Source organism: Shewanella salipaludis, assembly GCF_012911865.1.
In the GTDB taxonomy this organism is placed as follows: Bacteria; Pseudomonadota; Gammaproteobacteria; order Enterobacterales; family Shewanellaceae; genus Shewanella; species Shewanella salipaludis.
This window is the reverse complement of the sequence record NZ_JAAXYH010000006.1, coordinates 1-13,642: the sequence shown is the minus strand read 5'-3', so window position 1 is coordinate 13,642 and position 13,642 is coordinate 1. Positions and strand designations below refer to the sequence as shown.

General features: G+C 50.7%; 13 protein-coding genes and 1 other RNA gene. 5 read left to right on the top strand and 9 right to left on the bottom strand.

Going from position 1 to position 13,642, the window contains the following annotated elements; all coding sequences use genetic code 11:
- The first annotated feature begins 7 nt into the window (after positions 1-7).
- The gene (locus HC757_RS09860; RefSeq protein ID WP_169564181.1) at positions 8-2,446 is read left to right on the top strand and encodes a TonB-dependent receptor; all 2,439 of its coding nucleotides are present in this window, start codon (positions 8-10) and stop codon (positions 2,444-2,446) included.
- Between the two features lie 96 nt (positions 2,447-2,542).
- Here the strand turns inward: HC757_RS09860 and HC757_RS09855 are convergent, their stop codons facing one another.
- Genes HC757_RS09855 through HC757_RS09845 form a run of 3 tightly spaced genes read right to left on the bottom strand, consistent with a single transcriptional unit; the run spans position 2,543 to position 5,388 of the window.
- The gene (locus HC757_RS09855) at positions 2,543-4,303 is read right to left on the bottom strand and encodes a tetratricopeptide repeat-containing diguanylate cyclase (RefSeq protein WP_169564372.1); all 1,761 of its coding nucleotides are present in this window, start codon (positions 4,301-4,303) and stop codon (positions 2,543-2,545) included.
- 42 nt (positions 4,304-4,345) lie between these two features.
- The gene (locus HC757_RS09850; RefSeq protein ID WP_169564180.1) at positions 4,346-4,561 is read right to left on the bottom strand and encodes a hypothetical protein; all 216 of its coding nucleotides are present in this window, start codon (positions 4,559-4,561) and stop codon (positions 4,346-4,348) included.
- Between the two features lie 35 nt (positions 4,562-4,596).
- On the bottom strand, positions 4,597-5,388 hold the full coding sequence (locus tag HC757_RS09845; RefSeq protein ID WP_169564179.1) for an SAM-dependent methyltransferase: 792 nt from the start codon (positions 5,386-5,388) through the stop codon (positions 4,597-4,599).
- Positions 5,389-5,864: 476 nt separating this feature from the next.
- Between HC757_RS09845 and HC757_RS09840 the strand changes: the two genes are divergently transcribed.
- On the top strand, positions 5,865-6,359 hold the full coding sequence (locus HC757_RS09840) for an outer membrane protein assembly factor BamE (RefSeq protein ID WP_169564178.1): 495 nt from the start codon (positions 5,865-5,867) through the stop codon (positions 6,357-6,359).
- Between the two features lie 178 nt (positions 6,360-6,537).
- On the opposite strand, the gene HC757_RS09835 is transcribed toward HC757_RS09840, so the two are convergent.
- Positions 6,538-6,870: an RnfH family protein gene (locus tag HC757_RS09835; RefSeq protein WP_169564177.1), complete on the bottom strand. Its 333-nt coding sequence runs from the start codon at positions 6,868-6,870 to the stop codon at positions 6,538-6,540.
- Positions 6,860-7,297, bottom strand: coding sequence for an SRPBCC family protein (locus tag HC757_RS09830; protein WP_169564176.1), 438 nt, complete (start codon positions 7,295-7,297; stop codon positions 6,860-6,862). Before HC757_RS09830 ends, HC757_RS09835 begins: the two co-directional genes overlap by 11 nt.
- 205 nt (positions 7,298-7,502) lie before the next feature.
- On the opposite strand from HC757_RS09830, the gene smpB reads away from it, so the two are divergent.
- The 3 genes from smpB to HC757_RS09815 all read left to right on the top strand — a co-directional run bounded on the left by smpB (position 7,503) and on the right by HC757_RS09815 (position 8,966).
- Positions 7,503-7,994 carry an SsrA-binding protein SmpB gene (gene smpB / locus HC757_RS09825; protein WP_169564175.1) on the top strand — a complete coding sequence of 164 codons (492 nt, stop codon included), beginning with the start codon at positions 7,503-7,505 and terminating at the stop codon, positions 7,992-7,994.
- Positions 7,995-8,066: 72 nt separating this feature from the next.
- Positions 8,067-8,422: a transfer-messenger RNA gene (gene ssrA / locus HC757_RS09820) on the top strand.
- A gap of 367 nt (positions 8,423-8,789) precedes the next feature.
- Positions 8,790-8,966 carry a hypothetical protein gene (locus tag HC757_RS09815; protein ID WP_169564174.1) on the top strand — a complete coding sequence of 59 codons (177 nt, stop codon included), beginning with the start codon at positions 8,790-8,792 and terminating at the stop codon, positions 8,964-8,966.
- Positions 8,967-9,045: 79 nt separating this feature from the next.
- Here the strand turns inward: HC757_RS09815 and HC757_RS09810 are convergent, their stop codons facing one another.
- The 4 genes from HC757_RS09810 to HC757_RS09795 form a co-directional block, all read right to left on the bottom strand.
- Entirely contained in the window at positions 9,046-9,957 is a 912-nt protein-coding gene (locus HC757_RS09810) for a hypothetical protein (RefSeq protein ID WP_169564173.1), read from the bottom strand.
- A 176-nt stretch (positions 9,958-10,133) separates the two neighbouring features.
- Positions 10,134-10,991: an HNH endonuclease family protein gene (locus HC757_RS09805; RefSeq protein WP_169564172.1), complete on the bottom strand. Its 858-nt coding sequence runs from the start codon at positions 10,989-10,991 to the stop codon at positions 10,134-10,136.
- Positions 10,988-12,790, bottom strand: a complete 1,803-nt coding sequence (locus HC757_RS09800; protein ID WP_169564171.1) for an AAA family ATPase — start codon at positions 12,788-12,790, stop codon at positions 10,988-10,990. The genes HC757_RS09805 and HC757_RS09800 overlap by 4 nt, the downstream gene beginning before the upstream one ends.
- A 10-nt stretch (positions 12,791-12,800) precedes the next feature.
- Positions 12,801-13,642 (bottom strand): restriction endonuclease subunit S (locus HC757_RS09795; RefSeq protein ID WP_211164360.1); only part of this gene is annotated, 842 nt, incomplete at its 5' end.

Here is a 13,642-nt window from a genome sequence, read left to right as displayed (position 1 = left end):
TATAGAGATGAGATCTGTTGGCTTTTCACTCATGCTAATGACATGCGGCAGTGTCATGGCGACCATGAGCCATGCGGCTGTGAGCCGGGTGTCGCTCACCGCCAATGACGACGTCGAGCGCATCACGGTTTACGGCAGACAAAATAGACTGGTGATGAACTCGGGCCTGGCAACCAAGTCGGATATGTCACTGATGGAAACGCCAGCGGCCATAGTCCTGGTGGATCAGGCACTCATTGAAAGCCAAGGCGCCGGCAATCTGCAAGACTTGGTGCGCAACATCAGCGGTGTCACCCAAGCGGGTAATAACTATGGCATAGGCGATAACCTGTCTATCCGGGGCCTGGATACCAGTTACACCTACGATGGCATGTACGGCGGTGCGGGCTTGGGCAATAGCTTCAATCCGACCCGCTCACTCACCAATGTGGAGTCGGTGGAAGTATTGAAAGGCCCGGCTACCGGGCTTTACGGCATGGGCAGTGCCGGCGGCATCATCAATCTTATCGAAAAGAAACCCAGGTTCGATGCCGGTACCGAATTCAAGGCTGAACTGGGTCAATGGGATAGCTACAGCCTGGCATTGGATACCACGGGAGCCATAGCCCCGGATACCGCCTACCGCTTGGTGGCGAAACATGGCCGCAGTGATGGCTATCGCCAGCTGGGCACAGACAGAGATGAAATCTATGCCTCGCTCAAGCAGCGATTCGGCCCATCCCAGGATCTGCTGTTCTCTGTCGCCTATATTCAGGATGCGGTGCGGGTCGATTCGATAGGGGATCCTATCCGCATCTTTAACAGCGACTCGGTCGCGGGCAAGTCAGCCATGGAGGTCAGTTGGCAGGATCTGGTCAATGACCCCAAAGGCAAAGGCGTGAACCTGAGCGATAGCCAGCGCCAGCAACTGGCAGACTCCCTCAGGGCCGGTGATGGTTTAACCCCCTTTGCACTCGGGGATACCAGCCTGGTGTCGAGTCTGACCGAGCCGAACCAGGGTGAAGAACTCAGGTTCAAGCTCAACCATAACCTGGACTTAAGCGATAACCTCTATCTCAATCAACAATTGCAATACCGGGATTATCATTCCGGCTTCGTGCGCCAAACGGGGGCTTACAACTATGTTTATTGGCATAGGAGCGGCGCAACCAACGCCAATCCCCGCGCACCACTGGTTGTGGATGATGTCTTATATCCCTATGCGGCCCGGCGACAGGAGTATCGCAAGGTCGACGCCGACGAAACCTCCTGGCAGTATTTTGCCGACTTGAGGTATGACTTCAGCCTGGCCGGCATAGACAGTGAGCTCTTGCTCAACGCCAATCTGGAAGACAGGGACATAAGGCTGCAGGACTGGTCTATCTATGATGCGGACAAGGAAATCAAGGGCAAGAATGGCGAACGGCTTTACCTTGGACAACTGCCCTACCTGCTGGATATCCGCGATCCCAACTGGGGAACGGGCAGCTTCGAGCAGTACGATCCCCTGTTGACCGCCAATTACAGCAAACAGGTGCAAGCCTGGGGCTTGGGGCTGCAATATGTGGGCTACCTCAGCGACACCCTCACGACACGCTTGGGCTTTGCCTTCAATGAGATAGCCCAATCCTACACGCATCTTGGCGTCGACTCCCGCTACAGCACCAGCAAAGCCGAGCCGACCCCTGAGAAAAACAGCAAAGACAATGGCATGACCTATAACTTAGGCCTTTCCTATCATCCAGTGGATGAACTGTCTTTGTTCATCAATCACGCCAAGGGCAGAATAGCTTACAGCCTGCTCGGCAGCATCAGTGGTCAACAAGATGACAGGCCGGACTCGGAATCCCTCAGCTATGATCTGGGGATACGGCTGAAGCAATTCGACGATCAGCTGCTGGCCTCCCTGGTGCTGTTTCAGAGTTCGCGCACCAACCTGAGGTACACTAATCCAGACTATGAGCTTGGGATATCTGCGATCGAGGTGCCACAATACTTCTTTAACGGTGCCGATGAGACCAAAGGCGTCGAGCTGGATATTAATGCCTTTCTCGATGAGCAGTGGAAATTCAATCTGAATGGCGTATATCAGGATGCCCGTAACAAGAACGATCCCAATTCATCCGACTACAACTCGCATCAAAAAGGCGTCCCCATGATCACCGCCGGCGCCTGGCTCAGTTACAGCGCCAATCTAGCCGTGTTGCCACAACCTCTGTCATTGAGCCTGGGAGTCAACTATGTGGCCGAACGCAGCACGGCATCGAGTTCCTTCGGCATTCCCGACGGTCATGTGGACGCTTATAGTCTATGGCATTCGGCGATAGCCTATGACACGGATGACTGGTCGCTGCAGTTGAACCTGAATAACCTGTTCAACCAAGACTACTATGATAAGGCAATGTTCCTCGGCGGCCTCCCTGGGGCCGAGCGCAATCTCAAACTCAGCCTGAGCTATCGCCTTTAAGCCAAGCGTCGGCTCGTTAACGCCGTTGACTCGTCCTAAAACAAAGAGGGCAGACGCCAAGCTCTGCCCTCTTCCTCATCAATGTTCGGCTCCGGATCAGGATGGGCTAAGGGATAACTTGCTCTGCCTGGCGTTCGAACCTTTGTCTGGCTCCAATGCCGCGGAATAAGCCACCACAAGGTTGCGTCCCTGGGACTTGGCTGCGTACAGCGCCAAGTCGGCCCTATGCAACAAGGGATCCAGGCTCAAGTCGCTATCACCCATGCTGCTGACACCGAAACTGGCGGTCAGACTGAATTCATGTCCTGAATGCTGGGTATTGATGGCGGCTATCTTCTCCCGACATAGCTGCGCCACTTCCAATGCCTGGGCCTCGCTGGCAGATGGCAGGAATATGCCAAACTCTTCTCCACCGACCCGGGAAAACACGTCACAGCTGCGAATGCGGCTCCTGAGGATTTCGACCACTTTTTTCAGCGCCCAGTCCCCTGTCCCATGACCAAAGCTGTCGTTGATGCGCTTGAAATGATCCAGATCGAACAGGATGACACTGAAACTCCCGCCCTTGGCCAGGGTCTGCACAAACAGGTTCTCGGCCAGCTCCTGACCCGCACCGCGATTGAGTATGCCGGTCAGACTATCCAAGCTCGCCATGCGTTTGTACTTACGCTTCTGCAGCATGCCGGCGATGAACAAGATAGCGAGAAAAATTACCCCACCTATGAGTATGGTCACCAGCATCAGCATATTGGTGCGTTCCCGCTCCTTGACCCGCTGCATCGCCATATACAGCTCACGCTCACGGTTGAGCAGGTTGATCTCCCGCTCCTTCTCATCGACGTTAAACTTGGATGACTGGTAGGCGAGCGCCTTCATCTTCTTCTCGTCGAACAACAATTTACTATAATGTTGATCCTGCAGGGAATACTCATAGGCTTGCTCGAACGCCCCTTGTCTGGCCGCCAGCTCAGACAAGACCCGGTAGGCTAGCTGCTTATGTTCTATGCTACTGGGATCTTCAGGCTGGGTTATCACTCGCTCGGCGTGGATCTTAGCCTCGGCATCTTCGCCGGTGGCCAAATAATTCTGTGCCAGTAAGGCATGTACATGGCTGATTTCTAGCTGGAAATTAAATGCCTCATAACCTGTGAGCGCCTTGAGCAATAAATTTCTGGATAATGGGAAGTCACCCTCTCGTAATTTAACCCATCCCAGTCCCTTGAGCGCCATGTTGGCGATCAGCGATAAGCCATTTTGTTTACAATAACTCAGGGTATTTTCGAAATCACTAAAGGCGGAATCCAGACTCCGCAGCTCTAAACTCGACACTGCCAAATAGAGTTTAGCGGTGCAGATATCCTTAACATCGTCGGCATCGGCCAGCTCTATTGCCTTGGTCGCATATAGGGCAACGGCATCGTTCGCCTCTAAACCACTGTAAAGATTCGCAAGACGCAAATAGGCACTGCGTTTGATGTCCACATCTTCGATTCTGACGATTAATGCCAAACTTTTGGCCATCATAGCCAAGGCCTGTTCAAAATCTCGGGTAGCAATATAGGCGGTAGCCTTATAGCTGTATAGGGATGCCAGAAGGTAGGTATCCTTAACTAGCCATTCAGCCTGATTGAAGTTTATCAAGGCCTCTCGATAGTGGGCGTTATAGATGAATGTAATGCCCTTGAAGGTCAAGAAACGACCTTGTTGTGCAGGGCTCAGTTTATCGAAACTAAGCTCCAACTCATTCAATCTGGTCACAGATGTCGACACATCAGAATGCAGAATAACGCCAATCTCATCGAGAGTTTGGTCATATTCCTGCATAGCTGCAATCAAGTGCCCACTATAGAGCACCATGATTGCAGTAAATAGCCAGCGATACAGCTTATTCACCTGGCGCTATTTATCGTTGCCATGATAAACAACCAGCCAGGACTGACCTTCATCTCCACCAGCCAAAGACTGCAGCTTTGACTTGTCCCCCGCCATCACGGCAACAGCCTCTTCATCCTTCACGCCATAGGCGCTCATCACGGCGACAGGATTTTGCTTGTAGCCCCGCATCAGCCGTGCATCCTGACCCAGCTCACTCAAAAAACCAGTTAAGTTTGACATAGTATTTCCTTATTTTACTGTGGTGGTAACAATAACTATCCTAAATCCGCTGGGGTAATTCCCAGTTTTTCAAGTATTTCCAGGTTATATGTCAGCTTGCGGGCCGGCGGTATCAACAGGGTACTGATCGCCGTCAACCTGGCTCCCGGCAAGTCTCTTAACGCCAAACGCTCGATGCGCGGGCTTTGGGTCGGTAGGTTAGCCGCCTCATAGATGACAATTTCGTGTTCAGCCGGATACCAGCGTTGCAGCAACTCCACCAACACCTGCAGCCTGTCGGCCGTGGTATGGAACCGAGTCAAAGTGTGCTCACCCGCCAGGGCGATTTGCCACAAGAGCAGATGGGTCGTGGGATCGGGCACATGATTGAAGAACATGAACTGGCTGGCCTCGAAGCTCTGGTGGCCCGAATTGCCCGGGTCTATGCCGAGATCGGCCCACAGGCAGGCTTCGGCGGAAATCCCCGGCTCCATCTGCGCCGCGAAGCCTTCGGCTCTGGCCTGCTTAATCGCCAGATGGGACACACAGGCGAACACCCCTGGATGACCGTAGAGGGCGCAGACGACACTCTTACCCGAGCGCACCGCATTCAGTATGGCTGCCACCATCTGAGCATAAGTGTCGCGCCGATTCTTTACCCCCTCCTGCTGGGCATAGTACTGCTGCAGGTCGATGACATTGTTATTCAATCCTTCGAGCCAACGCTGGGCGAAACTATCGGGAAGCAGGCTGAAAACAACATCCGCATGCTCAATATAGCTTCTGCTTAACACGCTGATCTGCCCGGCCAGTTGTAATCCGGTACCGACACATACTAGTGAACCCAAATCTAACTCCTTCAGACTGGTTGCTTAGGTAAAGCATGAGAATGTTCAGGCCTACCTCTCAGGTGACTTGGCTCAGGCTAAGATCTCACTATAGACAAGACCTTGAAACCAAGGGACACATTCAACTTACAATAACTCAAAATAAAAACATTTTGTTAACTTTTTTAAGGGGTAACAAGTGTTAGCCACTTTATTCATCACCCAAGCCAGCACAGCCTAAACTGCACCTGTCCACTCCTTGGCCGCCGCTGCAAACCCTAGCTCTTCACATTGAAATCATGGCGCCGGCCTTTACCCTCTCATCCACGGTAAAACGTCATCTAACTATAGACCAATGTTACTGAACTAATGCCAAAAGCCGCAGTCCAACTGTGACACAATAGTTTCCATGGCTGCTATAACCTCCTATAACCCTTGTCAGCGGGGGGAATGCTTGGGTATCATGGCCGACAGATTTTTCGGAAGTAGCGCACACAATGATCAATAAAAAGCAAAGTCTTACCCTGCTGGGCGCCGCTGCGCTCTCCCTGTCACTCAATGCCTGTAGTGTTTTTGACTATCTGATCTATAAGCCGGATGTGCCGCAAGGTAACTACATGGAGCCGCAGCAAGTCGAGAAACTGCGTATCGACATGACCAAGGAACAGGCGGAGTACATACTCGGTCGCCCCGTGTTACGCGACAGCTTCGCCGACGATACCTGGTATTATGTTTACCACTATAAGAGTGGCCGCGATGCCAGCATAATACATAAAGAACTCATACTGAGATTCAAGGACCAACACCTGGTGAGCGTCAGCGGAGATTACGAACTCAGCCCCGAGTTTAACACTCCGCTGGAACAGAGCAGCCTGCCTGCGTTGAATACCCAGGAAACAGTGCCTCAAGTGCCGCCCCAGCGTGCCGATGGGAAACCTTTGGTCGAAGAGAAGAAACTGGAAATGAAGACCCCCGCCGATCCACAAAATTAGTCACGGCTGGAGCAACAAAAAAGCGCCCAAGGGCGCTTTTTTGTTGGCTGTTTCCGCACCTTTATCCTGCAAAAATCATTGAACAAAAATCATTGTTCAGAAAGTATTGAGCAAAAAATATTGGGCAAAAATGCTTTCAAGTCTGTTTGTACAGGGCTCAGTGCTGGGCCCTAGCCCATCAGGCGCGGCCGCCGGTGATCTTATTCGCCCTGCCTTCGTCTTTAGCCTTATCGGCGCGGCGGCGACGCACATCCTTGGGATCGGCAATCAAGGGCCGGTAGATTTCAACTCTCTGCCCGGGCTCGAGCACTTCATCGTGTTTCACCAGGCGGCTGAATATTCCGAGTTTCACCGTTTCCAGGTCGATCTCGGGGAAAAATTGCTGCATGTTACTCAGGCGCACCGCCTCAATGCAACTGGTGCCGGCACTGACTGTTACCCTAATCACCTTCTGCTGCGTCGGCAAAGCATACACCACATCCACCGCAAACTTCTCAGTCTCATTCACCACTGTAAATCACCTTAGCCCTGCCGGTAAACGCAGTTACCATGGAAGACATCAACTCTTTAAATACTTTACCAAAAGCCAGTTCCACCAGCGAGCTGGAAAACTCAAAATTCAGCTCAAAATCCACCTTGCAGGCGTCTTCTGTCAACTCGGTGAAACGCCAGTGGCCACGTAAATGCTTGAACGGGCCGTTATCCAGGCTCAGCTCTATGCTCTTTCCCGGTACCAGTTGGTTGCGGGTGGTGAAGGTCTTGCTGACGCCCGCCTTGCTCACGTCCACGGATGCCAACATGGTCTGGCCATCAAACTCCAATACCTTGCCACCGACGCAGCCGGGAATGAACTCCTTGTAAGACTCGACATCATTCACCAAATCGTACATTTGCTTGGCACTGAAACGAACTAAGACGCTGCGTGAAATCTGTGGCATGGGCTCTGCTTGTATTCCTGGTTCTGCTCTGGGGCCGAAAATTAACGGGATTTTATCACGAACAAGCAAAAACGCACCCTTATTGCCGCACGACGCCTTGGTATGCACAAAAAAACAGCAGGCCCGGCATTAAAAGTTGAAAAGCCACAAATATTCCCCCATATCCAATTCCAAATTCACTGCCCGTGGGTATAATGGCGCCACTATGGTAAAGAAAAAATCAAAGAAAGAAGCGTCTGCGACTATCGCACGCAATAAACGCGCTACCTTCGAATACCGTTTCGAAGAAAAAATGGAAGCCGGCCTGCAACTCATGGGATGGGAAGTCAAATCCATCCGTATGGGTAAGGTCAACTTATCCGATTGCTACGTCTTCCTCAAAGGTGGCGAAGCCTTCATGCATGGCTGCACCATAATCCCGCTGAATACCGCATCGACCCATGTGGTCTGCGATCCGTTGCGGTTGAAGAAACTGCTGCTGAGCCGCAAGGAACTCGACAAGCTCGCGGGGCTGGTTGAGCGTCAGGGCTATTCCATCATTCCCATCTCCATGTACTGGCGTAAGGGTGCCTGGGTCAAGGTCGAGATTGGTCTGGGTAAGGGTAAGAAAGATCACGACAAGCGCGAAGACACCAAGTCCAGGGAATGGGAAGTCGAGAAGGCGCGGGTGATGAAGAAAGAGAAAACGCGCGGATAATGAACAAAAGGTTGTTCCCTTTGAAATTGCTGCTAGTTATTCGCGCTTTCAGGGGTTACAATTAAGTCACTTGGGGGCGATTTTGGATTCGACAGGATTCACGAAACCCTGGGAGCATGCCGAGGGGCGGTTGGCCTCGTAAAAAGCCGCACAGTTATAGTTGCAAACGACGATAACTACGCTCTAGCAGCTTAGGCTAGCTAGCCATCTGACACAGGTCTCTCAAATGGGCGGTGTATACAGATGGTCATCTTACATTTGATAGCGAGGGAACTCCGTCCGGGGGTGAACCGCGAAACAGTACCGGACTCGCCCGATGAAATCCTGTCTTTCGGAGTTTATTCGGGTTAATTAAAAGAGAGACTAAGCATGTAGTGCCTTGGATGTAGGCTTTCTGGACGCGGGTTCAAGTCCCGCCGCCTCCACCAAATAAAACAAGGGCTTAGCGGAAACGCTAAGCCCTTTTTCTTTTGTGAATGGCGGCAAAAGGGTCATCCGTTTGGATGGCCCTTTTTATTTCGATCTTAATGTGGGTGCTGGACTTAGCCGCGTAGCGGGTTCACGAGCATCGTCAGGAACTAATGCCGAACAGCGCCTGCGCTGGCCCCAACGGGGTGAGCTACAGGGATGTAGCGAATCATCCCGCCGCATGATTTGATAATGTTTCCCAAACCTAGTGAACTACTACCGTTTGCCGTCAGTACCAAACACTGTCGAACCGGTTTTGCCATCCATAAAACCTTAGTGTTCAATACCTCGACATCCAGCTCATGCGTTAACCACATAAAGATGGGTATGACAATCGGCACAGGAATTTTCCTGGTTCCTGATGTCGGTAAAGGTTTTACCACAGCCAAGGCACTGACATTTGATGAGCTTATGCGGCGCTATTATTGGCCCCTTTCTAGCCATACCGGCACCCGAATTGATAGCGTCGAGATTTTGTGTGATGAACTCGCGCTTCTTCGCTAACAGCTCATCTTCACGGGGATGATACAGCCAAAACTTGGCCTCGATACCGGTTTGCAACCTGGCAACAGTCGCCCCAGCACTATAGTGAAATTACACGCCTCAGCGCATCCTCAAAATTCGCAACGTTACTAGAGTGCTGTTCCTTATTCCATATCCTCATGCGGTCTGCCATGCTGAGCCACAGGTCCAACGCGGCGCGATGACCATAGCTATCTTGCTCCGGGTCAACACCATGCAAATATTTATCGGGACAGGAAATCAATTCCTCAATAGAAAAGCGCCCTGCCGCTTTCAGGCTAAAGGGATGGTGCGATTCATATTCGTAGACAGGTATTCTTTGTCCTTGCGCCACCGGCTCCAGCAGTTTGGGGCTAACGAAGGTGCCATACACTACAGCATATTTTCGTAACATGTGCGCTAAGTTTGCCGCCAGGTAACCTCTCGTGTGCCAGTAGAACGCACACTCATAACTCACCAATTCGACACGATAGATAGTGCGCTGGTTTATCTCACCCATCGGAACATAAATCACCAATAAACCAGAGTGTTCTGGGTAGAAACATTTTAACCACTTATTGCGAGCGGGCATGTACAGGGTTGCCCGCACAGGGGTAGTCCTATCGATATTCAAACCTTTAAAATATTCTTCAAAACCCTGGGGGTTTTTATAGAAATTGTGCGGCTCGTAAACCTGCTCACTGGCACAGTACAACCAGTCTTTGTTTACACCAAAGAGCTTGGCAGCTTGTTCAAGCTGACCAGTGGTTAACACCTTAGTGAGTGAGTCAGCGCAGTGGCAATCCGCAATGCTGAGACCATAGCCGAAGAACTCAGGGATTTGGCTTGGTTTTACGCCGTGGGCATTGAATAACGCGAGGAAGCGGCTGGCGGGTGAATCAGGTTCAGGCCGCTTTAGAAATTTGTTAACGTAAAGAGCAACCTTTTCAGCAAACTGCAAGCCGCTGAACAGTTCACTAATCCCTATACTCATCATCACTCCCTGATAAATTAATCCAACAATCTAACTGATTATCAGCTCTTTCACAGCCTACAATAGCCTCTAAAGCTCGTCCGACGTGCAGCTCTGATCATGCAGCCCGTTACAATCCAGATGGACAGCCAAAAAGTAAAACCAGTTCAAAAAGCAACTTCCAATTTTAAGAAACCTTACCCTACCAATCTTGAAAGTTGTGGGTCATTTCGTAGTAATAGGCACCAGCGAGCGACGGACGACAACTCGGCTGTTGGGTTGGTCATTTGCCTTACTTTCGTACGCACCTCTATCAACTTTGCTTTGGCAGCAGGGTTATTACCAGCTGCGCACCGTGTTTTGGCCTTATTGAAGTCCTCAATCAAACCATCCACCTTTTGCCACACCTTGCGGCGCTCTTCTGCAAGTGGGGCATGTTCATTGAGTTTTAGACGCTTCACGGTTTCCTCTACCCGCTGCTGTTCCCAGCCTGAGGTACCGGGTGCAGGCACGACCTTGCCTTCTTCATCAAAGGCGATGAGCGATACATCATCGTCGTCAATGGGGTCGAGTAAATAGCGAGTTTCAGATTCTTCACAGGGTGCTGCATAAGTTGAAAGTAACGAGCTAGGCCCCAAAGGGAACCAGCCGCCCTTTTTGCGATTCCCCACATTACCGCATACACGGAAATTCATATAATCGAAGGCTAACCACCAGTAGCCATCACGTTTTGTACCATCAAGGGCTTTGGCTTCCTTTTTGGGTCGAAAATGCTCGACGTCATAATGTGAATACAGTTCACGCACTTCCGAAAACCAGCACTTGCCACCTGACAGCGCCAGCAACCAAGGTTTTAGCTTTCCCCAGTGATCGCTATGTTTATCAATTTGCTCGTTTCGCTCTTTGATATTTCCAGCCGCATCGAAAGCTGCTAATTCGGCAACAAGTTGATTCGATTTCGCAAGCCATGCGTCCCATTGAGCCTGTGACCAAGGTGCCCAGTTTGGAATGTCGGTGTCGGTGGGCTTTTTATTCTCGAGATCGATAAAAATCATTCTCCGGCCTCCTCACGCAAAATTTCACTAATGATGTCGTCAGCAATGCGATCTTGTTCGGCTTGCTCTTCAGGAGTCAGGGTCGGTTTTCTAAATTTGCGATGTTGTGCCATTTTGCGCACGAACAGGGCGTAGTCCGGGTCGCGGAAATCTGCAGTCGAAAAACCAAGATCAGCCAGCTCGGCTGACAGCCGTGAAAGCTCGGCATCTTCTTCAGCAGTACGAGGCGACTTTACAAACAGCTCATTTCGGCGGAATAAGCGACGTTCGGTTTCAATATCCAAAGTGGATGAGAGGCCAAATAACTCGCTTTTGAGCAAGCCGGTAACCCCCATGCCTTGCGGATGTTCATCGGGTGATTCAATCACTGAACGGTCGCCGTGTTTACGCAGAATATGCACCTGTTCACGTTTAAGGCTGCCCACCATCATTGGGTCGTGGGTGGTGATCAGGATTTGCGATTCGCCTTGTACCAATGAATCTTTCTCGGAACTCAACACGCCTTCTATATCGTCGAAGTAACGTAGCTTCCAGATGGGGTTGAGATGGGTATCGGGCTCATCTAACAAAAATAAACAATGGTCTTCGCGGGTGATACGCATCAAGCCCAGCACAGTGAGCATTTGCAACTCGCCTTCAGAGAGATGGGTAAAGTTGACCTTGCCGCCGTGCTCATCTCGTTTTTTTACCGTGATTCGTACTTCGTCGATCAAATCGCCAATGTAGGCACCTTCGGCGTAGCGGAAGAAGCTGTCGGTTCCCCCAACAAGTTCACCTAACTCTTTTAGTTTCTGCTTGTTGGGTACATACAAGTAGAGTTGCTTTTGTTTTTCGCTGCGACCGCGAAAATCAATTTGTTTACTAGCTTCCTGCTCAATCGGTGCCCAGGCAACTTGCCAGAGCTTTTCTAGGAACTCACTGACCACATTGCCACGGGCATACCAAAAGCGTGGGTCGCCTTCGTTAATTTCCATTTCATCGAATTTACCGCCCCGGCGTTTTTCGCGTAGGCGGTGGGGTTCTTTAAGTACAAATAGCGCAGATTCCAACGACTCGATATGCAGATTATTCAACACCTTTTTAAATACCGGATCGTCTGAGAGCAAACAGGCAAGCAATACTATCTGACTGTGGCCACCACGGCAGTAAAACAGGCGGCGCAGGCGGTCGTCGCCCGCTTGCTTTAATTTGGATTCGCGGCGACGCTTGGCTTCTTCTATTGCGCGAATATCAGTATCGGAGGCGGTGAAGTTTTCCAGCAGGTCTTCAGATAAAACTTCGTCGGTGGTGATTTCCTGACGTTTGTTAAAGCGGCGCTGGTGCTCCTGAAATAGCTGCTCGATGCGCTCATTTCGGCCAGAGTAATAGGCAAATATGTGTGTTGGTAACAGTCGTGGGCCGCGACGCTTATCTTGCTGGACTTTGTCCTGCGGGTCATTTTTAATCAGATACTCTTGGCTAACACGATCACCATCTACCCAAACGTAAGGGCGTTTTTGTTTGGCAGTATCGGCCTCGATGCGCACAACATGCCCGCGAATTTCGTATTCCAATGTGTAATCAAAAGCCGCATCGCGGTCAAGATCCACATCGCGAAACAGGGTGATCAACGCTTCGATTAAGTTCGATTTGCCTGTGCCATTCTGGCCAATCAGCGCATGGCTGCGAATGCGTTTTGCTGAAGTATCGCCAGCTGCATCGGCAGGTGTGCCCGAAGCCGGCTCTAGCTCGGTGGCAAAGTTCACTTCTAAATTTCGCAGGTTACGAAACTGCGGTATGGCTAAATATCGAAGTTGCAAATCAAACCTCCTATTTGATTATTACCTTGGCTACTTGGGCACCGTCAGGATATTTTTTAGGGCTATCTGCAGCATCTTTATCTAAGACATAGCTTGGGTCATCAACCCAGCCGTGGACCACTTCGGTTTTTAACTGGGCGTAAAAGGCATCAATCTCACCGCCAAAACGCTGCCATAAATCTTTGGCGCTCATTTCGCCGTTATGGCGAGCCAAAATCGTGGCCAGCGGGGCCTGAGCTTTTACATCGGGCGGTGTACCCAAACGCACAGGTGCCACCAGTTCAGTTTGTGGGGCTTTCATAGGTTCCTCTTCTTGTTCGATGGCGATGCCGGTGAGGGCGGAGACCGAGCTCGTTACCAAGTTTTCAGCAAGGCGTTGCTTTTTCGATAGCTGTTTCTCAAAGCGATCACATATGCCAAACAGCGCATCGATAATGCTAACAATAGCGTCTTGCTCAGGCTTAGGTGGAACAGGCAGCATCAATGTTTCTACGTCGCGCACATTAATGTGCTTAACCGTCATGCCAACAGCAGACTCTTGTATTCGCCGTTGAAATTCAGGGCTTCTAATTACATAAATCAAGTATCTTTCATTGAGTAAGTCAGTAAACAATCTGATAAGCATGAGCCTTTGGCCAAGGCAAACGATTTGATCAGATGGCACTATCGCAGCTTCCCCCATAGGGGCTTCGCGGGTGAAAAAAATATCATCTGGCTGTGGGGTTTGTAGTGGCATACTAAATTTGGCCACCTGATTAGAGGTGATATCATCACTTCTGTATTTAAACAGGTGACACAATGACAAAGCAAACCAGACCAACATACAGCCCGGAGTTTCGACTCGAGGCAGCA

Bases quoted from the DNA above. Each gene is read 5' to 3' on its own strand.
- HC757_RS09860 (WP_169564181.1), top strand. From the start codon at position 8: ATGAGATCTGTTGGCTTTTCACTCATGCTAATGACATGCGGCAGTGTC.
- HC757_RS09855 (WP_169564372.1), bottom strand. From the start codon at position 4,303: ATGGTGCTCTATAGTGGGCACTTGATTGCAGCTATGCAGGAATATGAC.
- HC757_RS09850 (WP_169564180.1), bottom strand. From the start codon at position 4,561: ATGTCAAACTTAACTGGTTTTTTGAGTGAGCTGGGTCAGGATGCACGG.
- HC757_RS09840 (WP_169564178.1), top strand. From the start codon at position 5,865: ATGATCAATAAAAAGCAAAGTCTTACCCTGCTGGGCGCCGCTGCGCTC.
- HC757_RS09830 (WP_169564176.1), bottom strand. From the start codon at position 7,297: ATGCCACAGATTTCACGCAGCGTCTTAGTTCGTTTCAGTGCCAAGCAA.
- smpB (WP_169564175.1), top strand. From the start codon at position 7,503: ATGGTAAAGAAAAAATCAAAGAAAGAAGCGTCTGCGACTATCGCACGC.
- HC757_RS09815 (WP_169564174.1), top strand. From the start codon at position 8,790: ATGACAATCGGCACAGGAATTTTCCTGGTTCCTGATGTCGGTAAAGGT.
- HC757_RS09810 (WP_169564173.1), bottom strand. From the start codon at position 9,957: ATGAGTATAGGGATTAGTGAACTGTTCAGCGGCTTGCAGTTTGCTGAA.
- HC757_RS09805 (WP_169564172.1), bottom strand. From the start codon at position 10,991: ATGATTTTTATCGATCTCGAGAATAAAAAGCCCACCGACACCGACATT.